This window comes from Roseovarius albus (assembly GCF_900172335.1).
Classification (GTDB): Bacteria; Pseudomonadota; Alphaproteobacteria; order Rhodobacterales; family Rhodobacteraceae; genus Roseovarius; species Roseovarius albus.
Window position 1 is genome coordinate 425,214 of record NZ_FWFX01000001.1, and the last position, 18,939, is coordinate 444,152.

At 53.7% G+C, this 18,939-nt stretch carries 21 protein-coding genes and 1 pseudogene; 11 read left to right on the top strand and 11 right to left on the bottom strand.

Annotated elements, in window-relative coordinates:
* Position 1 precedes the first annotated feature (1 nt).
* Positions 2–1,474 (top strand): leucyl aminopeptidase, encoded by a 1,473-nt coding sequence (locus ROA7450_RS02030; RefSeq protein WP_085803988.1) that lies wholly within the window; start codon positions 2–4, stop codon positions 1,472–1,474.
* A gap of 1 nt (position 1,475) precedes the next feature.
* Entirely contained in the window at positions 1,476–1,937 is a 462-nt protein-coding gene (locus ROA7450_RS02035) for a DNA polymerase III subunit chi (RefSeq protein WP_085803989.1), read from the top strand.
* A 1-nt stretch (position 1,938) separates the two neighbouring features.
* On the opposite strand, the gene ROA7450_RS02040 is transcribed toward ROA7450_RS02035, so the two are convergent.
* The 3 genes and pseudogenes from ROA7450_RS02040 to abc-f form a co-directional block, all read right to left on the bottom strand.
* A complete protein-coding gene (locus ROA7450_RS02040; protein ID WP_085803990.1) occupies positions 1,939–2,520 on the bottom strand; it encodes a retropepsin-like aspartic protease family protein in 582 nt (193 codons plus the stop codon).
* Between the two features lie 18 nt (positions 2,521–2,538).
* Positions 2,539–3,172, bottom strand: a pseudogene (locus tag ROA7450_RS02045) (MarC family protein).
* Between the two features lie 5 nt (positions 3,173–3,177).
* Positions 3,178–5,037: a ribosomal protection-like ABC-F family protein gene (gene abc-f / locus ROA7450_RS02050; protein WP_085803991.1), complete on the bottom strand. Its 1,860-nt coding sequence runs from the start codon at positions 5,035–5,037 to the stop codon at positions 3,178–3,180.
* Between the two features lie 134 nt (positions 5,038–5,171).
* Between abc-f and ndk the strand changes: the two genes are divergently transcribed.
* Complete coding sequence (gene ndk, locus ROA7450_RS02055) at positions 5,172–5,594, top strand: nucleoside-diphosphate kinase (protein ID WP_085803992.1); 423 nt, start codon at positions 5,172–5,174, stop codon at positions 5,592–5,594.
* Between the two features lie 72 nt (positions 5,595–5,666).
* On the opposite strand, the gene ROA7450_RS21395 is transcribed toward ndk, so the two are convergent.
* The 3 genes from ROA7450_RS21395 to ROA7450_RS02065 form a co-directional block, all read right to left on the bottom strand.
* Positions 5,667–5,789, bottom strand: a complete 123-nt coding sequence (locus tag ROA7450_RS21395; RefSeq protein WP_268808434.1) for a hypothetical protein — start codon at positions 5,787–5,789, stop codon at positions 5,667–5,669.
* 400 nt (positions 5,790–6,189) lie between these two features.
* Positions 6,190–7,185: an arginase family protein gene (locus ROA7450_RS02060; RefSeq protein WP_085803993.1), complete on the bottom strand. Its 996-nt coding sequence runs from the start codon at positions 7,183–7,185 to the stop codon at positions 6,190–6,192.
* 129 nt (positions 7,186–7,314) lie between these two features.
* On the bottom strand, positions 7,315–8,154 hold the full coding sequence (locus tag ROA7450_RS02065) for a LysR family transcriptional regulator (RefSeq protein ID WP_085803994.1): 840 nt from the start codon (positions 8,152–8,154) through the stop codon (positions 7,315–7,317).
* 118 nt (positions 8,155–8,272) lie between these two features.
* On the opposite strand from ROA7450_RS02065, the gene ROA7450_RS02070 reads away from it, so the two are divergent.
* The 6 genes from ROA7450_RS02070 to ROA7450_RS02095 all read left to right on the top strand — a co-directional run bounded on the left by ROA7450_RS02070 (position 8,273) and on the right by ROA7450_RS02095 (position 13,406).
* Complete coding sequence (locus tag ROA7450_RS02070; RefSeq protein ID WP_085803995.1) at positions 8,273–8,803, top strand: flavin reductase family protein; 531 nt, start codon at positions 8,273–8,275, stop codon at positions 8,801–8,803.
* A gap of 11 nt (positions 8,804–8,814) precedes the next feature.
* Entirely contained in the window at positions 8,815–10,290 is a 1,476-nt protein-coding gene (locus ROA7450_RS02075; RefSeq protein ID WP_234999382.1) for an aldehyde dehydrogenase, read from the top strand.
* A gap of 16 nt (positions 10,291–10,306) precedes the next feature.
* Positions 10,307–11,341: an LLM class flavin-dependent oxidoreductase gene (locus tag ROA7450_RS02080; protein WP_085803997.1), complete on the top strand. Its 1,035-nt coding sequence runs from the start codon at positions 10,307–10,309 to the stop codon at positions 11,339–11,341.
* Between the two features lie 29 nt (positions 11,342–11,370).
* Positions 11,371–11,967 (top strand): amino acid synthesis family protein, encoded by a 597-nt coding sequence (locus ROA7450_RS02085; protein ID WP_085803998.1) that lies wholly within the window; start codon positions 11,371–11,373, stop codon positions 11,965–11,967.
* On the top strand, positions 11,968–12,765 hold the full coding sequence (locus ROA7450_RS02090) for an alpha/beta fold hydrolase (protein WP_085803999.1): 798 nt from the start codon (positions 11,968–11,970) through the stop codon (positions 12,763–12,765).
* A gap of 116 nt (positions 12,766–12,881) precedes the next feature.
* Positions 12,882–13,406, top strand: a complete 525-nt coding sequence (locus ROA7450_RS02095) for a hypothetical protein (protein WP_085804000.1) — start codon at positions 12,882–12,884, stop codon at positions 13,404–13,406.
* Between the two features lie 88 nt (positions 13,407–13,494).
* Here the strand turns inward: ROA7450_RS02095 and ROA7450_RS02100 are convergent, their stop codons facing one another.
* Positions 13,495–14,382 (bottom strand): LysR family transcriptional regulator, encoded by an 888-nt coding sequence (locus tag ROA7450_RS02100; RefSeq protein WP_159453980.1) that lies wholly within the window; start codon positions 14,380–14,382, stop codon positions 13,495–13,497.
* A gap of 147 nt (positions 14,383–14,529) precedes the next feature.
* Here ROA7450_RS02100 and ROA7450_RS02105 point away from each other — a divergent pair, with 147 nt between their 5' ends.
* The gene (locus ROA7450_RS02105; protein WP_085804002.1) at positions 14,530–15,360 is read left to right on the top strand and encodes a TauD/TfdA dioxygenase family protein; all 831 of its coding nucleotides are present in this window, start codon (positions 14,530–14,532) and stop codon (positions 15,358–15,360) included.
* Between the two features lie 195 nt (positions 15,361–15,555).
* The gene (locus tag ROA7450_RS21235; protein WP_085804003.1) at positions 15,556–16,257 is read left to right on the top strand and encodes a VPLPA-CTERM sorting domain-containing protein; all 702 of its coding nucleotides are present in this window, start codon (positions 15,556–15,558) and stop codon (positions 16,255–16,257) included.
* A 91-nt stretch (positions 16,258–16,348) separates the two neighbouring features.
* Here the strand turns inward: ROA7450_RS21235 and ROA7450_RS02115 are convergent, their stop codons facing one another.
* From ROA7450_RS02115 to ROA7450_RS02130, 4 genes are all read right to left on the bottom strand, one after another.
* On the bottom strand, positions 16,349–16,858 hold the full coding sequence (locus ROA7450_RS02115) for a helix-turn-helix transcriptional regulator (RefSeq protein ID WP_085804004.1): 510 nt from the start codon (positions 16,856–16,858) through the stop codon (positions 16,349–16,351).
* 58 nt (positions 16,859–16,916) lie between these two features.
* The gene (locus ROA7450_RS02120; RefSeq protein WP_085804005.1) at positions 16,917–17,198 is read right to left on the bottom strand and encodes a PepSY domain-containing protein; all 282 of its coding nucleotides are present in this window, start codon (positions 17,196–17,198) and stop codon (positions 16,917–16,919) included.
* A 268-nt stretch (positions 17,199–17,466) separates the two neighbouring features.
* Positions 17,467–18,336, bottom strand: coding sequence for an NAD(P)-dependent oxidoreductase (locus ROA7450_RS02125; protein WP_085804006.1), 870 nt, complete (start codon positions 18,334–18,336; stop codon positions 17,467–17,469).
* Positions 18,337–18,468: 132 nt separating this feature from the next.
* Complete coding sequence (locus ROA7450_RS02130) at positions 18,469–18,927, bottom strand: CYTH domain-containing protein (RefSeq protein WP_085804007.1); 459 nt, start codon at positions 18,925–18,927, stop codon at positions 18,469–18,471.
* Positions 18,928–18,939 lie beyond the last annotated feature (12 nt).

Below are 18,939 nucleotides of genomic sequence, written 5' to 3' on the forward strand. Positions count from 1 at the left end.
TATGACACAGCCAGCCGCCGCCTCTTTTATTGCTACTGATCTTGACCAAATTGCCGAATCCAAGGGCCGCGTTGCGGTGATCATCACGCCGGACGGCAAGATGGATACGGCGGCCCGCAGGGTGAACCGTCTGACCAAGGGCGCGTTAAAGCGGCTGGTCGAAAGTGAGCGATGGTCCGACATGAAAACCGCGCAAGTGAAAACACTGGCTTGGCCTGTCGGACTGGAGGCTGAGGCGTTGGATGTTGTGTGCCTGCCACGAAACGCGTCCGTTGAAGAAACCCGCAAGGCCGGTGTGGCCTTGGGCAAGCTCAAGGGAGAAGCCGCGGCGCTGTTGTTGGCCGGGCAGGTGCGGCACGAAATGGACATGGTCTTGGGGTTGCGCTTGCGGAGCTACGCTTTCACGGCTCATAAGACAGCTGATCAGAAAAACAATTCCCCGATCATTGCGATGGTCGCGAAGCCGGAAGAAGCGCAGAGCGCAGCTGTGGCGCAGGATGCAATTTGCGAAGGGGTCTTTATGACCCGTGATCTGGTGTCCGAGCCAGCCAACCACCTGACCACAACTGAATTTGCCAATCGTATTGCCGCTATGGAAAGCCTTGGCCTTGAAATCACGATTCTGGAAGAAGATGAGCTTGAGAAGTTGGGCATGAACCTGTTGCTATCGGTCGGACATGGCAGTGCCAGCCCTTCCAAAGTTGCCATCATGGAATGGAAGGGTGGTAAAAAAGACGACGCCCCTCTGGCATTGGTGGGCAAAGGTGTCGTGTTCGATACTGGTGGTATCAGCCTCAAACCGGCCGCTGGCATGGAAGAGATGACCATGGATATGGGCGGTGCCGGTGTTGTCACTGGCGTGATGCACACGCTGGCGCGTCGCAAAGCCAAGGCCAACGTTGTTGGGCTGGTTGGCTTGGTGGAAAACATGCCGTCAGATCGAGCAACCCGCCCCGGAGATGTTGTGACCTCGATGAAAGGCGATACCGTCGAGATCATAAATACAGACGCCGAAGGGCGTTTGGTATTGGCGGATGTCCTCTGGTACGCTCAGCAAACCTATAAACCATCCGGCATTATAAATCTGGCCACGCTGACTGGTGCCATCATCATCGGCCTTGGTCATGAAATGGCGGGTGTTTTTTCCAACAATGACAAACTAAGCAACACGTTCCTGCGTGCAGCTGAGAGCGAAGGCGAGGGCGCGTGGCGTATGCCGTTGGCGCAAGCTTACGACGATATGCTTAAAAGCAATATCGCCGACATGAAAAACATCGGTGGACGTCCCGCTGGTTCGATCACCGCGGGTCAGTTTCTTCAGCGCTACATTGAAGATGAGATGCCTTGGATCCACCTCGATATTGCAGGGGTGGCCAGCGTGAGTTCTGATACAAAATATGCGCCCAAGGGGGCATCTGGTTGGGGGGTGATGGCGCTCAATCGACTTGTCGCGGATCAATACGAGGCGGGATGATATGGGGGCGGCCTATTTCTATCATCTGACGCGCAAGCCGCTTGAGGCGACCTTGCCGGTGTTGCTGGAAAAGGCCCTTGGTGCCGGTTTGCGTGTGGCCGTGCGAGGCACGGATCAGGCGCGCCTGAACTGGCTCGATGAAAAACTGTGGTTGGGACCTGAGGAAGGGTTCTTGCCGCACGGCTTGTCGGGAGGCTCACATGACACAGACCAACCGATCTTGTTGACGACGGAACAACAGGCCTCAAATTTGGCGCAATGTGTGATGATCATTGACGGTGCGGAAGTGAGTGCGGATGAAGTATCAGCACTCGAACGCGTGTGCATCTTGTTTGATGGAAATGACCCTGAGGCACTGAATGTCGCGCGCGGCCAATGGAAGGCGCTGACTGTGGCAGGGTGCTCGGCACAGTATTGGTCGGAAGAGAGCGGGAACTGGCAGAAAAAAGCGGAAAGCGGATAGATTAACGCCGCAAAATCATTTTGCCGTTGCTGATCTCAACACTATTCCAGCGTTGTAGATAATCCATCCCGAGGAGCGATTGATCCAAATCACCTTCGTTCACAACGGCACCGATATTTCGATCCTCGAATGGGCCGATCTTGAAGTTATCTAATTTAACCGGTGCGGTGCGGACTTCGCCATTCGCGGTGAATGCGCGGCCATAGTACTGTAGTTCATCCGGGTCCAGACCCGCCCGGATCGCATCTTTTTGCGCCAAGACGATCTGGCTGGCCCCGGTATCTATGACAAACTGAATCGGTTCGCCGTTAACGTCGGCTTCTAAATAGTAATGCCCATCTTGCGCGCGGGGCAGGGTAACGCTCTCGCTGCTCACGATGCTCGCACGCTGACCATTTACAGTATATTGAATATCTTCCCACAGGCCATACACGGCGATGATTCCAACAAAAATCAGCCCCCAAATTAGCGCTTGTTGTGTGATTTTCCCCAGAGAGTTCCGGTTCTGTACAAGAAACCAAAACACAACGGCGGACCCAAGGATGGCTAGATAAATTAGGCTGGCGGTATCATCTGCTGTCATATCAAAGATATAGGAACTCTAGACGCCCGCTGCTAGGCCAAAACCCCGTAATCCATCCAAAACGAACTGCACGGCCAAAGCAGCCAGCAACATGCCCAACAATCGGGTGATTACATTTGTGCCTGTGCGCCCCAAGGCGCGTTCCAGCATTCCTGCGCTCAGGAAAAGCATCAACACAATTGCGATCACACCCAACATGACCGCTATTACAGTGGCCAAACCCTGCGCGCCTGGATTCTCACCTGCCAACAAAATGACGGTTGCGATTGAACCAGGGCCGCTAATCAGCGGAATTGCCAGTGGAAAAATTGAGGGATCATCCGTTTCGTCCTCGTCGTCTTCTTCAATACGGTCTTCGCGCCGCTTTGTTCGACGTTCAAACAGCATGTCCAAGGCTGTCAAAAACAGTAGAATCCCACCAGCGATGCGAAAGGCAGGCATGGAAATGCCGATAAACCCCAACACAGCCTCACCAAAGGCAGCAAAGACGATCAGCAACACCGCTCCGGTGAAACAGGCACGGAAGGCGATGGCGCGACGTTTTTGCGGGCTCATACCCTGCGTGAGAGCAACGAACAGCGGGGGCCAACCCAATCGGATCGATGATCACAAACAGGGTGGCAAAGGCCGTGATCAGAAAGTTTGGATCGATTGCCGTCATTGCGGATTCTCCGCTTCTTCTAAACGCTCCAGTGCGGCCATCCACAGTGTTTCAGCACGGTCAAGGCCGTCCATCACTTCGGAGTATTTCTTTTGCAATTGCGCCGCATCGTTTGCCTTGGCGTCATCATACATTGCAGGATCAGCAAGTCGACTGGCGATCTTGTTCCGCATTTCATTAAGCTTTTCAACGCGCTCTTCGCACTTCCTGACGTCCTTGCGCAGCAATAGGATGGCGTCACGTGAGGCGCGCTTGGGCTTTTCAGGTTTCGCCTTGGGCTCGGACTTGGCGGGCTTGGCGTTTTCCAGCAGCATCGCGCGATAACTTTCCAGATCGCCTTCATAGGGCGCGACGCGGCCGTCTTTGACAAGCCACAGCCGATCCGCGACGAGTGACAGCAGGTGCATGTCGTGACTAACCAAAACCACCGCACCGGAATAAGCGGTCAACGCCTCGACCAGTGCCTCACGGCTTTCGATATCAAGGTGATTGGTCGGTTCATCGAGGATCAACATATGTGGCGCATCGATTGTGGCCAGCATCAGTGATAGGCGCGCTTTTTGCCCACCAGATAGACCTTTGACCAACGTCTCGGCCTGTTCCGATCCGATGCCAAAGCCGCCAAGACGGGCGCGTAGCTTGGAAGGGGGCTCTTCCGGGCGCAAACGACGCACGTGATCTATTGGCGTCTCGTCCAGATGAAGTTCTTCAACTTGATGCTGCGCGAAGTATCCGATCCGAAGGTTGGAAGAGCGATGCAACGTGCCGCCCAATGCTTCAAGTTTTCCGCATAATAGTTTGGAAAGAGTAGATTTCCCCTCTCCGTTTCTCCCTAAAAGAGCGATCCGGTCGTCCTGATCGATACGCAGATCCAACCGGTTCAAAATGGCTTTGCCATCATATCCAACACCAGCGTTCTCTAGCCGAACGATTGGTGGCGATAGTTCCTCGGGTGTCGGAAAACTGAATTTGCGCAGAGCTGCCTCTTGCGGACGGCTGATGGGCTGCATCTTGGCCAGCGCCTTGATCCGGGCTTGCGCCTGCTTCGCCTTATCTGCCTTGTAACGGAAACGGTCGACGTAAGATTGAAGATGCGCGCGACGGGCATCTTGCTTTTTCGCCTCAGACTCAGCAGCAGCCAACCTTGCCGAGCGGGTCTGGGCAAAGTTATCATAGCCGCCCTGATAGAGAGTCAGTTTGCGATCTTCGAGATGGAGGATCGATCCGACAGCGCGATTGAGCAAGCCACGATCGTGGCTGACGATCAAAACCGTGTGGGGATAGCGCGTCAGATAGTTTTCCAGCCACAATGCGCCTTCGAGGTCGAGATAGTTGGTTGGCTCGTCGAGCAGCAGTAAATCCGGTTGGGAAAACAGAACCGCCGCCAGCGCCACCCGCATACGCCATCCGCCTGAAAAGGCCGAGCAGGGCATCTGTTGTTCTTCGTCAGTAAAACCCAGGCCTTTTAGGATCGAAGCGGCGCGCCCCTCGGCAGACCAGGCATCAATGTCGGCCAGACGGGTCTGGATCTCGGCGATGCGGGTTCCATCGGTGGCGGTGTCTGCCTCTTCCAAAAGCGCCGCGCGTTCGGTGTCTGCGGCCAACACCGTGTTCAGCAAAGACACTTCATTGCTGGGCACTTCTTGCGCCACGCCGCCGATGCGGGCGCGAGAGGGCAGGTTGATTTCACCGGTTTCTAGCACCAGCTCTCCGCGCAGCAAGCGGAATAGGGTGGTTTTACCCGTGCCGTTGCGACCAACAACGCCAACCTTGTGACCCTCGGGAATGGTGGCGCTGGCGTGTTCGATTAGCGGGCGTCCGGCAACGGAGTAAGAGATATCATCAAAACGAAGCATGCCCTCCCATGCCGGAATGATCCGGGCGCGTCAATCGCAGCTTTTCAAATCCAGAACTGCGTGGTATCGGGGCCGCAAATATGAAGGCGGGGCGGGGTGCCCGGCCGTTTGAGTGAACTGAAAAAGAGGCTGACATGGCTATTCAACGCACCTTCTCCATCATCAAACCAGATGCCACCAAGCGTAACCTGACCGGCGAAATCGCAGCAAAATTCGAAGCAGCTGGCCTGCGTATCGTTGCCTCCAAGCGCATCCAGCTGTCATTGGCACAAGCGCAGACATTCTATGGCGTTCACAAAGAGCGTCCATTCTTTGACGAACTGTGCGAATTCATGATCTCTGAGCCAATTGTTGTTCAGGTTCTGGAAGGTGAAGATGCCATCGCGAAAAATCGCGAAGTTATGGGCGCAACCAACCCAGCAGAAGCTGCCGAAGGCACCATCCGCAAAGAATACGCTTTGTCTATCGGTGAAAACTCGGTTCACGGCTCGGACGCGCCTGAAACTGCTGCAGAAGAGATTGCATTCTTCTTCTCAGGTCTGGAGCTGGTGGGTTAAGCCCATTTGGCATCCAGATTGCAAAAGAAAAGGGCCGTCTCCGGCAGGGAGGCGGCCTTTTTTATGTCCGCATCAAATAGCGGCGAAGTCGTTAAAAACCTGAGCTGAAATGACCTTGGTCTGCTTTTGCAGCGACGGTTTGGTCTTCTTGTCCGAAGGTTTCGGTTCAGGCGGTTTTTGTGCCGTAATAAACATTGGCTTTACTCCTTAAAAAACTCCCGCGTCAGGCTTGGCGAAGAACTCTTAACAATAATATCGAGCTCCGGAAGTGTGAATATTTTGCGTCACAAATGTGGCAAAAATAAGGCGTGACTTTTGAATCACACTCCGATTCCGCGTGGAAAAATTAATTAACACACTGTAATTAAATGATAATTGTTATTGATGACCTGTGGATAACTTGCGAGTAACATTATTAACGTTTCCACCTATTGTTTAGCAATATAATGTTAATCGGGGTATTCTTGTTTGAAATGGTCATAATTTGGAAACGGTGAATCTTAGCGTTTTCTCACTGTAAATTATGGGAGTTGCCGAGACGTGAACCACATCTCAGCAAATATTTTTGCCGCTCATGTACCGCAACACGTTGTTACTATGAGCTTAAACTGTTCTGCGCTACAGTGTTTTCCGCGATCATTGAGATCATTTCGAACATCACCGCCGCTGCTGTCAGGGCGGTTATGTTATTGGGACTGTCTTTGGTAGGCATCATGCAGACGACATCCCCCCCGATGATGTTCAGGCCGCGCGCGGCACGGATGATGCCGACGGCTTCGTCAATGTCGAAGCCTTTTTCTCCGGGCTCAAGGTTGGAAACCGCCGGGGCGACAGTTGGGTCAAGGCAATCGAGATCAAAGGTAATATAGACAGGGCGATCCCCCAAAACCTCTTTTGTTTGAGCCACGACCTCCTCTAGGCCGCGTTTGCGAAATTCTTTCATGGTAACAACGTTGTAGCCATAGTCATACGAGGGTTGCAGCCAATCAAGGCTGCGGGGATGGCCACGAAGCCCGATTTGCATAGAGCGGCTTGGATCAACCTTGCCTTGGTCTGCAAGGTAGGCGCCCCAGTGTGCAGCGGATTTTTTGGCGCCGAGGAAATGGTCAACCTTGGTGAAGACATCGGTGTGCGCGTCCAGATGAAGGAAGCTAACAGGTTGATTTTGGGCAAGTTTACCGCAACCCAAAGCCTGAACGATGCCACCAGTGATCGAATGATCTCCGCCGATAGATACAGGGCGAGCGCCGGCTGCATCAATGTCTTTGTAAAACTCAGTGATGCGTTCGATACAATCTTCGTTATCGTTGGCACGGGGGAAGGGCACGTCACCCACATCGGCGATTTTTGCGCTATTCCATGGATCAATTTGGAAATCCATATGCGCGCGACGCTGTACAGCAGAGACATGACGCAGGGCGCGAGGGCCAAGATGTTGATCGCGCTCAGTAGTGCCGTTGCCGGTGGAATGGGGGACGCCGACAAGGGCGATGTCCTGGCCTTCAGGGCCCTCGTGTGGGGTGCGGAACATTGTCGGGATGCCCCACCAGTAAAGGTTCTCCATCATGGATTTTTGATACGGATCAGTCATTTTCTTCCCCTCATGTCATCAACGAATTCATGTACATGTTGTAGAAGTTGTACGCGGGTGTCGTACAAAAATCGCCCAAAAGACGTAGAAACGCGCCCAAAGAGAAATAAAACTATAATTGAGGATTTGTTATTCGGACTGAAGATCGTGAACGAGTGGTAAAAACCAGTCCCAGTTCTGTGCCGCGGTGTCGTTTACAACAAGATATTTCTTGCGTTCATAGATTGGCGCTTTTGCCAGGGGGAACAATCGACCATCTTTCACATGGGGATCGGCCAGGGCGCGAGGCAAGTAGGCAGAGCCTCCGGCTGAAAGAAGATATTCGAGCGCCCAGCGGGAACTGTCAAAACTTGTGCGAGCTACGCCAGTGTAATGATAGGTTTCGGCGTGCTGCTGGCGGTATTCCTCTCCGTGATCAACAAAAATGTAATTCGGCCCCTCGCTGATCGATGACTCCGGGTCGTCTGAATGAAGTACCAATTTCTCTGGCGGCAGGGCATAGACGGTCTGGGCGGTGCGGGCGATGCTTTCATAGGTGATGATGACGTCGACGATGCCAGATGTGATCCAATCCTCAAGTTCCTTGGCGCTGCCTTGATGAACGGAAACGGCCATTTCCGGATGACGGGAAACGACACCGTGAAAAAAATTCTGCCCGGGGCCGTGCCACAACTCGCGATCACAGCCAAAGGTGCAGACCGCTTCCAGACCCACAGGTAAGTTGGTTTCATACCGGGCCTGCCGCCAGAGCCCCACCATTATCCGGGCATAACGCAATAGCTTTGTGCCAGCCGGGGTCAATGTGGTGCCGGATTTTTGGCGGTTCAGCAGTTGCTGGCCGACCTCTTCCTCTAGCGTTTTCAGGCGGGCGGTGACGGTGGATTGCGTCACGTTCATTTTTTGCGAGGCGCGGATCAGGTTTCCAGTCTCGACGATGGCAAGGAAGGTCTGGAGCGAGGTGATATTCATGGGGAAATTTATAATTCGGAATTTTCGAACTTATCAAGCAAAACAATTCGTTTTTCAAAACTAAGAATCTGTGGCAAATCTAGTGACATCTTCTCTGGTGCGAACAGGTGAGACGCAAATGTCAAATACAGAACAAAACCTTGTGGCGCGGGACGCCTTCATTTCAGCCATGCGCGGTGTGGCCTCCTCTGTCACGGTTGTGGCCACAGATGGCCCTGCAGGCAAACTGGGTGCAACCGTCAGCGCGTTTTCCTCGGTTTCCGCTGACCCACCGACCGTGCTGGTCTGTTTGTTTGCGGAAAGCCGTATCGCCAAGGCAGTGACCGAAAATGGTGAGTTCACCGTGAACGTGTTGGCAGAAGGGGCGTCGCATGTTGCTGACCGATTTGCCGGACGTCACGATCGCGACGTGTCAGACAGGTTTGAGGGTATCGCGCATGGCGACACTACTCACGGAATGCCGGGCCTGTCTGATGCGACGGTGTTTTGCTGCGATCTGGATCAGGCGGTGCGCTCGGGCAGTCACCTGATCGTGCTGGGTCATGTGCGCAGCGTCAGCGACGGGCAAAGCCGCCCACTGACCTATCGCGATGGCTGCTATCACAGCGTTATCCCGCAAGATCAGATTATGGCCGTTGCGGCCGAGTGAAAGACCTCAGAATGACAATAAACTATCAAATGCTGATTGACGGCGAATGGGTGGGTGCCTCGGACGGAGGCACCTTTGACACGTTTAACCCCGCCAATGGCGAAGTTTGGGCCACGGCGCCTGAAGCCACTGCGGAAGATGTTGACCGCGCCGTGAAGGCGGCGCATGTGGCCTGCTATGACGGCCCATGGGCCAATATGACGCCAACGCAGCGCGGACAATGTTTGCGCCGTTTGGCGGATCTGTTGGCGGAAAAGTCAGAAGAGCTGGGTGCGGTGGAAACCCGTGACAGTGGCAAGATGTTCAAGGAAACCCGCTGGCAGGCGAAATATATCAGTGAATTCCTGCAGTTCTATGCAGGGGCGGCGGATAAAATTAACGGCGACACGCTGCCGATTGATAAGCCAGATATGTTTGTCTTTACCGACCGCGAGCCTTTGGGCGTGATTGCGGCTGTAGTGCCGTGGAATAGCCAGCTATTTCTGACCGCTGTGAAGGTTGGTCCGGCGCTGGCGGCGGGTAACACCGTGGTGCTGAAGACCAGCGAACATGCCCCAGCTGTGATCCTTGAATTTGGTAAGTTGATTGCCGAATCGGGTATTCCCGATGGCGTGGTTAATATCGTAACCGGGCACGGTGATCCATGTGGCAAAACACTGACCAGCCATCCGCTGGTGGCGCGGATCTCGTTCACCGGTGGGCCGATGGCGGCCAAGCATGTATTGATGAATTCCACCAATAATTTTGCCGAAGTGTCGCTGGAACTGGGCGGAAAATCCCCCTTCATCGTGTTTGATGATGCGGATCTGGACAGTGCGGTGAACGGATCAGTTGCCGGGATCTTTGGCGCCTCTGGCCAAAGCTGTGTGGCGGGGTCGCGTTTGATTGTGCATGAAGATGTGGCTGACGCTTTCATCGAAAAAATGGCCAAGATCGCGGCGGGCATCAAAATCGGTGATCCGATGGCGGAAGAGACCGAGATGGGGCCGTTGTGTACCCGCGGACAGATCGAGAATATCGAGTCAGAAGTGGCCTTTGCTGTCGAGCAGGGGGCCAAGCTGGTGTGTGGTGGCAAACGCGCGGATGCGGGCAGTGACCTGTTTTTTGAGCCAACCATTCTGGACTGCCCCAGTTCCGATCTGAAGATCGCCGATACAGAACTGTTTGGCCCGGTGCTGTCGGTGCTGCGGTTCAAAACCGAGGCCGAGGCGCTGGCATTGGCCAATGATACCGAACATGGGCTGGCCGCCGGGATCTTTACCCGTGACAGCGCGCGGGCCTTGCGGATGTCGCGCGCGGTGCGGGCCGGAATTGTCTGGATCAACACCTACCGTGTGATTTCGCCGGTGGCAGAATTTGGCGGCATGAAAGGCTCGGGCTATGGCCGCGAAAGTGGATTCCAGGCGGTCTATGACTACACCCGTCCCAAAACGGTTTGGATGAATATCTCAAACGAGCCGATTTCAAACCCCTTCCAGATGCGCTGATTTAAGGAGTAAAAACATGAAGTTCCAACTGGCAATTAACCTTGAGCGTATGACTCCGGCGACCGACATGAAGGCGGTGCGCGATCACACGCTGGAGATGGTCAAGATGGCCGATGAAGCCGGCTTCGAGATCGCTTGGGCGGCGGAGCACCATGCGATGGAGATGACCATTGCACCTAACCCGTTCCAGATTTTGACCTGGTGGGGCGAGCATACCAAAAATATTCGCTTGGGTGTGGGCGTGGTGAACGCGGCCTATTGGCATCCGATTGATCTAGCTGGCGAAGCTGCGTTTCTGGATCTGATCAGCGATGGGCGTCTGGAGTTCGGCATCGGGTCGGGCGCTTACCAAAGAGAGTTTGACCGGATGAAGCCGGGCCTCGATCAGCGTGACAGCTGGCGCTACATGCAGGAAATGCTGCCGGTGGTGCAAAAGCTGTGGCAGGGCGATTACGAGCACAACGGCGAGTTCTGGCAGTTCCCACGCGCGACATCTTGCCCAAAACCGGTGCAGAAAGAGGTGCCGGTCTGGGTGGCCGCCCGCGCGCCGATCACCTTTGATTACGCGGTTGAAAATGGCTGCAACATCATGAGCTGGCCGCTGACCATGCCGTTTTCCGAAGCTGAGACCTATCGCCAGCGACTGGACGAGTCGATTGCCAAGAACGGCGGCAAGTACGACGGTCGTTGGTCGATGATGCGCCACACTGCGGTTTATGACAACGAGACCGACCGTCAGGCGGCGATTGATTCCATCCGCGTGCAGTTGAGCCAGTTTGGCAACCTGCTGATGAAATCTGGCGATGTTGTGAACGGCTTCCCTGAGCAGGTGCCGCTGGACAGCCTTGAGGGCAATGCGCGGGTTGACCCGCAGATGCTGGAAGAGAACCTGATGTTCGGCTCGCCCGAGCAGGTGATTGAAAAACTTAAGCCTTATGAGGCACTTGGGGTGGATGGGTTCATCTACTATGCCTCGATGGGAATGGATATGGATCAGCAGAAGCGCTCGCTCAAGCTGTTTATCGATCAGGTTTTGCCGGAATTTAGATAATTCGGCTGCAGGTTTAAAAGGATAAGACAATGGCAGTAGAAATTCGCCGCACGCTGGTCACGGTGCAAACCACGTACAAGGAAGGCTGGAAAGAGGTCGCAGAGCCGACCAAGATGGTTGCCGCTATGGCGATTATCAAAAACCCGTGGTTTGGCCGTGGGCATGTCGAAGATATGGGCCCTGAAATTCGTGAGCACGGCCCGGTTCTGGGCAAGTTGCTGACCGATATGATCATGAAGGAAACCGATGGTGCGGTTGAGGGCTATGGCAAGGCCTCGGTCGTCGGCATGGGGGGGGAGCAGGAGCACGGGCAGGGCATGACCCACACACTGTGGTTTGGTAACCAGTACCGCGATGCGGTCAAGGCCAAGAGCTATATGGTCTTTGCCAATACGCGCGGGGCAGCAGGTACGGCGCTGATCATCCCGTGTATGGACAAGGACGATGGCGGCAAACGTTCGCATTATCAAACCATTCAGATCTGTGTGCCGGATGCCCCGGCCGAAGACGAGATTATCGTTGCGTTGGGGGCCACTGTTGGCGGGCATCCGAACCACCGGATCGGCGACCGTTACAAGGACCTCGAAGAGATGGGGCATGATCTTGATAACCCGGCGGGGGTGTAAATGGCGGTCAGTCAAGCGGGAACATCTTATGAGCTGACCGGCCCGGAAGGAGCGCCCGTTGTGGCGCTCATTCATGGGTTGGGGATGGATCGGTATAGCACTTGGGGGCCGATTGCGCCGGTGCTGGCGGAAAAATACCGGGTGTTGAGTTATGACTTATGTGGGCATGGCGCGACGGCTTTGCCGGAGCAGGACCCCAGCCTGACAGTGCTGAGCGAGCAGCTGATTACGCTGATGGATGAGCTGGGCATTGCGCAGGCCGCTTTGGTTGGGTTTTCGCTGGGTGGGATGATCAACCGGCGCTGTGCGATTGATCATCCGGATCGCGTGTCGGCGCTGGCAATCCTGAATTCACCGCATGAACGCGGCGAACAAGCGCAGAAACGGTTTGAGGAATACGCCCGCCAAAGCGGCGAGGGCGGGCCTGGGGCCACGATTGACGCGGCATTGGAGCGCTGGTTCACCGAAGGCTTTCACCGCGACCACCCCGATCAGGTGGCGGCGGTGCGGGATGTGATCCTGGCCAATGACCACAAAAACTATGCCCAGCACCGGCAAGTGCTGGCCGAGGGCGTGGTGGAGTTGATCCGGCCTGAACCGCCGATTACGCATCCGGCATTAGTGATGACCTGCGAGTTCGACAGCGGATCGACTCCGGCGATGAGCTGGGCCATCGCCAAAGAGATCGGCGAGGCTGATGTGGTGATTGTGCCGGAGTTGAAACACCTTGGGTTGGTCGAGCAGCCGAAGCTGTTTTCAGATCCGGTGATGGCGTTTTTGAGCAAAAATTTCGTTTAGAACGCAAGACTGCAGTGCGCCTTCAAAGTTGCAATACTTAAACTGATTGCAGCACAGGGTTACAGGTGATACTTCTGCTGACGCGAGAGAGTATGAGTTGAGGGCAAGTGCATCACATGCGTTTTGATAGATCCAGAAGTACATCTATTTTGGCTGCAGCTTTGATTTTTATCAGTGCGCAGGCAGACGTTTCATTTGCAGGAACACCGCTAAACATCAAGAAGGAAGCGGGGGTCGCCGCTTTGGCATGTCTTAGGCTTGTAGAGAATCATACGACAAATCCATCGGAACTCCAGAAACATGGATATGAAAAGCGAAACAAGAAATACGTTAAGTCGGAGCTGAATTTCCCACTTATAAAAATTAAACCAGAAGTGAAGGTTGAGGCGCGTACCAATCGAAAATTCACAAGCTGCTCTATCAGATTTTCGCCACTTCGTAGGGGGCAGGAAAATGGCCTTTATGGTAGTGTCAAGCAAGTACTCGAAAAGCATGGATACAGACAGGCGGTCGCCAAAGATCGTAGAGGCCGCGAGAAACCGGTATACGTAAAAGGCGACATCGTCCTCAAGACAGGCGGAAGTCTTAATACGGATTACTCAACTTATTCGGTGCATATCTACATGGAAAGAGACAAGTAATCGCGATCCGTACTCAAGTACTATAGCGTAATGGCGCGATATAGAAAGCGCGCCTTTCGGCTGAGATCAGCATTTGTGCCGTAGAGTATCAAGAGCAGAGCCAGGTAATAAAACGTTCTGTTTGTGCTGATAAGTTTCTGGTTGGAAATTGTACGCGCAAGCCGCCGGGAGAGGACATTTCCCATGGGCCAACTGGCTGTAGGGAACCGTCTTGCAGGTGTTGATCCAGCACCAACTGCCATCCAAGCAGGATGCCTTGACCCAAGCGCGCGGCCTCAATGGCGATGGCATAGCTGTCGAAGGTGAGTTTTGGGTTTGGGGGATTGTCGATGCCGTGGGTCTTGAGAAAATCTGCCCAATGCAGCCAATCCCTGCGTTTCTGGGCAAAATCGATCAGCGGAAAGTCCTGTAGTGTTAGCAGGCTCGGATTTTTAGGAAGTTGCGCGATCACGGTGGGGGCGGCCACCGGAAATACGCGATCAGGTGCGATCAGCTTGCTGTCGTAGGCTGTTCCCTCGGGGCGCCCATAGAGGACGGCGATATCGAATTGCCCGACAAAGGTTTCCGGGCTTCGATTGGACGATAAGACTTGAATGTTGATCTCTGGGTATTCCCGCTCAAAATCCAGAACTTTGCGATTGAGCCAGCTTGTCGTCAGGCTGTGATCGCAAAACACTGTAACATTTGGGGTTTTGCCGATCTCAATGGTCTCGGCAACGGCGCTGCAGATCTGATCAAGTGCTGCGGGTAAGTCGGCGATTAATCTTTGCCCGGCACGGGTGAGCACCACGCCTTTGGGTGTGCGGGTGGCCAGAGGCTGACCGATGAAGTCTTCCAATTCGCGCAACTGACGACTGATCGCGGCCTGCGTGAGGTTCAGAGCCTCGGCTGCCGCGGTGATGCTGCCGGTTTCGGCAACAGCGGCAAAGGCGACGAGCCGGGAGGTGGAGGGCAGGAGGCGGCGGTAATTCTTCATAACCTTTGGTAATGCCGTTTTGTGGAATTCATCAATATGAATTTGAATGTTTGTAGGTGATATTGATGAAAAGCCGCACTGCATCATTCAATGAATAACGGATCGTTAGGGTAGCAGAGCGTGGCATTCACTTGGGAGGTTGAGAACATGGATATCGCAAAGGTCACCCCAGCGATAGGGGCAGAGATCACAGGCGTGGATCTGACAGCGCGGCTGACAGACATGGTGAGCGAGGGGCTATATCAGGCCTTGCTGGAACATCAGGTGATTTTTCTGCGCGACACAGATATCACGCCTGAGACGCATATGGCCTTGGCGGCCAGTTTTGGTGAGATTGACGAACCGCATCCGCTTTATCCCCATGTCGATGGCTTTGATCGCATCGTGAAACTGGAAAACGACAGCGGTGCGCCGCCGGACACGAACAGTTGGCACACTGACCTGACCTTTAAGGCGCAGCAGCCTTTTGCCTCGATCCTGGTGGCGCGGGTGGTGCCCGAGGTGGGGGGCGATACGATGTGGTCGAGCTGTTACGCGGCCTATGATCGCTTGCCCGCAGGGATGAAAGCCGATCTGGACGGGTTGAGCGCGGTGCATGATATGGGGGATTTCCGCAATTCTTTTGATGCCAGTCCGGAGGCATTAAATGGTGGCATGACCCGGTTTGGCCACAACTTCCGGCCTCTGATTGTGGAGCATCCAGTCACAGGGCGTAAGTTTCTGAACTACAACGAGGCCTTTGTCACCCATATCATCGGGCTTACCACGAATGAAAGCAATGGGTTGCGGGTGTGGCTGGCCAACCATATGAACAAGCCCGAGGATCAGATCCGCTGGCGCTGGCGGGCCGGGGATCTGGCCATTTGGGACAATCGTTGCACCATGCATTACGCGGTGGCCGATTACTTGCCGGCCTATCGCTGCATGAACCGGATTACAGTGGTAAGGGATCGACGTGAGGCTATTCAGATGAAGTAAGAATCATCGGTTAACTCATATGTGTTCTCGTTGAGGGTATAGTTTTGGCCTTGATCGGCGTTTGTTTCGTTGCTGGAAACGTGGCGAAAATAAGTTTCAAATACGTTGAATTTGTGCTGGAAATTGCGTTAGTGGTCTTATAGGCTAATCCAGAAGTTAGTAACTTGTTAAAATTGTAACGAGGGAGCAATTGAAATGAAGATGTTTAGTACCGCGGTTCTCGCGGCTGTGTTTGGGTTAGGGGTAGCGACTTCATCCTCTGCAGTAACATTCAGCGCAAGTTTTTGGGATACCATTCCGGGCACCGATTGCTGCCCTGGTACAGCAGATCCGACACCAGGTAGCCCTGAGAACAATATCGTAAACAACTTGGCCGACGCCTTGGCCGTGATTGATTTCCGCGAAGCAGATGCGACGTTTGAATCAAGCGGGATTGATTACCCCAACGGTGCAGATGGGTCGGTCGACACACTTGGAACAACATTGGGTGAGTTTCTGGGTGTGGATGCCCCTTCAATCATTGGGGACGCAGCGCAGACCCTGTCTGGTTCGATTTTCGAATTCACAGGCTTGATTAACCTTGTCGAAGGCATCAACCAATTCGTAATTGCCTCGGACGATGGCTTCCAGCTTGAAGTTGGCGGTGTGGTCATCGGTAGCTTCTTTGGAACACGTGCGATCAACTCCTCTTCAACCATCGATTTCGATGCGGGAGAAGGCGGTGAAGAATCAATTCGTCTCGTGTTCTTCGACGACAATCGCGCTAAAATCGGTGTCGAGGCGACGTTGAACGGTGATGTCATCACGGCAGTGCCGCTACCGGCTGGTGGTTTGCTGTTACTGAGCGGTTTGGGTGCTTTGGGATTGGCCACACGCCGGCGCAAGAAAGCGGCGTAAGACTGAGCAATAGATCCAGTTGCAAGTTGAAGGGGATGGTTTTGAACCATCCCTTTTTCTTTGCGAAGAGCGTTGAAAGCGTTTTCGGTGTCTAGCTGACCGTAGGCTGCCCTGAAGTGACCAGTTTCTCAGCCAGCAAATCATCAAGGAAAACGCTCAGAAGCTGCAAGCGTCCTGCAACATCTGCTTTGCGATAAACCGATGCACATTGCGCTTTGACGGTGCCTTGTTTGGTGCGCCGCAGCTCGGCCATTTCGGCGATTGAAAAACCTTTGATGGCGAGGATGGCAACCTCGCGTTCGGCGCTGGTGAGGGACCAGTCATTGAAACGCTGCTCAAGAACTTCGCAGAACGCACCTGAGGCGATTTTGATCTGGTCTTCGAGGCGGTTTTGACGGTGGAGTACCTGACGCAGCTCATTGGCTGAGAACGCCATGCTGAGGAACAGGGCGAGGGTGACCAAGGCTTCGATTCCATCGCTTTCTGCCAGCCAATTCACAGCGCCGGGCCAAAGCATATCCCAAGTGATGTCCATGAGGAAATAGGCACAGCACAAGGCCTGAAGGGCGAATAATGGCCAGAGAATGGTCGAGCGCGTCATATCATGTTCCTGATCGGTGGAATGGTGCGTTCAACTTAATGAACGCACCACCGAATTGTTAGCTGTCATCCGACTCGTCGTCATCTTCGAGCTCAACTTCAAGAACCGCGCCGGTCTTGGGGTTGATCTCAATCTCATAGGCTTGACCGTCCAGTGTGGCCTCGACTTCGATTTCATCATCTTCATATTCGATTTCAGAGATGACGTAACCCTGCGATTCAAGCTCGGTGCGGATGGCATCCTCAGTGGTGCCCAAAGTGTCGCCAGCATTGATCTGTGCCATTGCGATGCCGGGGATCAGAAGGCCGGACAGGAGAAGCAGTTTACCGTGTTTGATCATTGTGAAGTCCTTTCAGATGTTGGTTGCCGCGATGTTGCGGTTGCCCTGATCTGTGCAGGAAGGTGCTGTCTTTGAATGAGACTTTCAGCGGATTTTGGATGGCTTAGGCCGAAGGTTTATTCATTTTGCGGGTGAAAATATCGTTTTAGTGAATTCGGTTTCAACAAATAAAGTGAGCGAAGGATTCGATGCTAAGTTCACAATCGTTTATTGCGCGCACGGTTTTGGCTGCAAAGATGGTTGGTTCCAATCCTTAAGTGACGAACATTTAATTGCCCCGTCGTAAGGGCTTGATGACTGCAGATGTTTCTTGTTTCCCGTATCCGGCAGCTTGTGCGCGTTTGATCCATTCTCTCATCAATGACGGAAGTTCGTTGTTGATGCCCGCCGAAACTGCGTGGTCGTACAGGCCAGTAACCGCCTCGGCGGCGACGTCGACAGATGCCCCGCCTTTGGATATCTGGTCAAACGATCCTGCATGTATGGTTTCAGTCAAGGGAATGGCCCTGTCCCCCGGCGGGAGAATAGAGGTGAACTCCGATACCGGCACGCCTTCGGCTTCACAAGCGAGGGCGCCGTGTATCGAGCCGAAAATTATGCCAAGGAGACGTGAGAGGAACGCCAATTCAAGAGTGGCGGCTGCACGGATGTTCGAGCCGACATAGCGCATGTCTCCGGCCAAGATGCGAAGGTCTTGCTCACAATCTGCAAAAGCGGTTTCTGAACCTGCGACGACAATTCGGCCGGTGGGGGTGCCGATATTTCCCGGCCAGCACATGATGGTTCCGTCAATGTAACCTGCGCCCCAGCTGTTGAATTGTTTTTGGCTGTCTTCGGATTCATTTGGAGTGGATGTACCAAGTTGAATGATATTGCGACCAGAGACAGCTTTTTGGACTTGGGTATCAGTGCACAGATTGTTGGTAATCGAATAGTTCATCAGACAGACAACCGTGCGTGGGCTGGCGGCAATGGCTTCGGGCAGGGTGGCAGCTGGTGTCGCGCCTTGCGATATCAAAGGTTGCGCTTTTTCCATCGTGCGGTTCCAGACCGTCACCTTGCGTCCGGCTGTTAAGAGCGCACTTGCCAGGGCAGAACCCATCGCACCCAATCCGACAGCTGTGATATCGCTGGTCATTATAAAAGCCTCCGTAATTACGTTTGTTCGAAATATACGGGGCGATCATAGCACAGAAAGTGTTCCGGAGCGTGACGGCCCCTTCAATGCGCGTTAGCTGATCATCTGGGCTGTCACCAAGCTGGCAGAGGTTTATATTCTCTTCGCGATATTATTGTTGAAGTAATAGGGGTCTGTACTGACTTCCTTGCGAAACCAGTCGGGTTTTTGAAAGTCGGTGTCTTTAGTAGGAAGTTCAACTTCAGCCAACCAAAGATCAATTTGGGGAAATACATCCACTTCTGCAAAATGTCCGTTTTCAAGCGGGTATGCATATCGCTGTTTTTCTATGATTTTGGAACACATTGTTGCTAGCAAGTGCTCGGCATGCTCAACTGGAATCTGGTACTCAAACTCGTCGCGTGTAATGCCTGTGTTGGGGCCTTTTATGGTTAAATATGCTTTGTCATCCATGCGCCTAACCCGGACCACGCCTTTCGGATCGGACATTATGTAGCCTTGCTTTATATGGCTACCTTTCGTTTGCATGAGGGCTGTCACTTCTGGGTGTGTTTGGTCGATTAGAAATTTTCTTTCAATTTCTTGTGCCATAAATTCTGCCTA

Coding starts and splice junctions, on each gene's coding strand:
- ROA7450_RS02030 (WP_085803988.1), top strand. CDS start 2: ATGACACAGCCAGCCGCCGCCTCTTTTATTGCTACTGATCTTGACCAA.
- ROA7450_RS02035 (WP_085803989.1), top strand. CDS start 1,476: ATGGGGGCGGCCTATTTCTATCATCTGACGCGCAAGCCGCTTGAGGCG.
- ROA7450_RS02040 (WP_085803990.1), bottom strand. CDS start 2,520: ATGACAGCAGATGATACCGCCAGCCTAATTTATCTAGCCATCCTTGGG.
- abc-f (WP_085803991.1), bottom strand. CDS start 5,037: ATGCTTCGTTTTGATGATATCTCTTACTCCGTTGCCGGACGCCCGCTA.
- ndk (WP_085803992.1), top strand. CDS start 5,172: ATGGCTATTCAACGCACCTTCTCCATCATCAAACCAGATGCCACCAAG.
- ROA7450_RS21395 (WP_268808434.1), bottom strand. CDS start 5,789: ATGTTTATTACGGCACAAAAACCGCCTGAACCGAAACCTTCGGACAAG.
- ROA7450_RS02060 (WP_085803993.1), bottom strand. CDS start 7,185: ATGACTGATCCGTATCAAAAATCCATGATGGAGAACCTTTACTGGTGG.
- ROA7450_RS02065 (WP_085803994.1), bottom strand. CDS start 8,154: ATGAATATCACCTCGCTCCAGACCTTCCTTGCCATCGTCGAGACTGGA.
- ROA7450_RS02070 (WP_085803995.1), top strand. CDS start 8,273: ATGTCAAATACAGAACAAAACCTTGTGGCGCGGGACGCCTTCATTTCA.
- ROA7450_RS02075 (WP_234999382.1), top strand. CDS start 8,815: ATGACAATAAACTATCAAATGCTGATTGACGGCGAATGGGTGGGTGCC.
- ROA7450_RS02080 (WP_085803997.1), top strand. CDS start 10,307: ATGAAGTTCCAACTGGCAATTAACCTTGAGCGTATGACTCCGGCGACC.
- ROA7450_RS02085 (WP_085803998.1), top strand. CDS start 11,371: ATGGCAGTAGAAATTCGCCGCACGCTGGTCACGGTGCAAACCACGTAC.
- ROA7450_RS02090 (WP_085803999.1), top strand. CDS start 11,968: ATGGCGGTCAGTCAAGCGGGAACATCTTATGAGCTGACCGGCCCGGAA.
- ROA7450_RS02095 (WP_085804000.1), top strand. CDS start 12,882: ATGCGTTTTGATAGATCCAGAAGTACATCTATTTTGGCTGCAGCTTTG.
- ROA7450_RS02100 (WP_159453980.1), bottom strand. CDS start 14,382: ATGAAGAATTACCGCCGCCTCCTGCCCTCCACCTCCCGGCTCGTCGCC.
- ROA7450_RS02105 (WP_085804002.1), top strand. CDS start 14,530: ATGGATATCGCAAAGGTCACCCCAGCGATAGGGGCAGAGATCACAGGC.
- ROA7450_RS21235 (WP_085804003.1), top strand. CDS start 15,556: ATGAAGATGTTTAGTACCGCGGTTCTCGCGGCTGTGTTTGGGTTAGGG.
- ROA7450_RS02115 (WP_085804004.1), bottom strand. CDS start 16,858: ATGACGCGCTCGACCATTCTCTGGCCATTATTCGCCCTTCAGGCCTTG.
- ROA7450_RS02120 (WP_085804005.1), bottom strand. CDS start 17,198: ATGATCAAACACGGTAAACTGCTTCTCCTGTCCGGCCTTCTGATCCCC.
- ROA7450_RS02125 (WP_085804006.1), bottom strand. CDS start 18,336: ATGACCAGCGATATCACAGCTGTCGGATTGGGTGCGATGGGTTCTGCC.
- ROA7450_RS02130 (WP_085804007.1), bottom strand. CDS start 18,927: ATGGCACAAGAAATTGAAAGAAAATTTCTAATCGACCAAACACACCCA.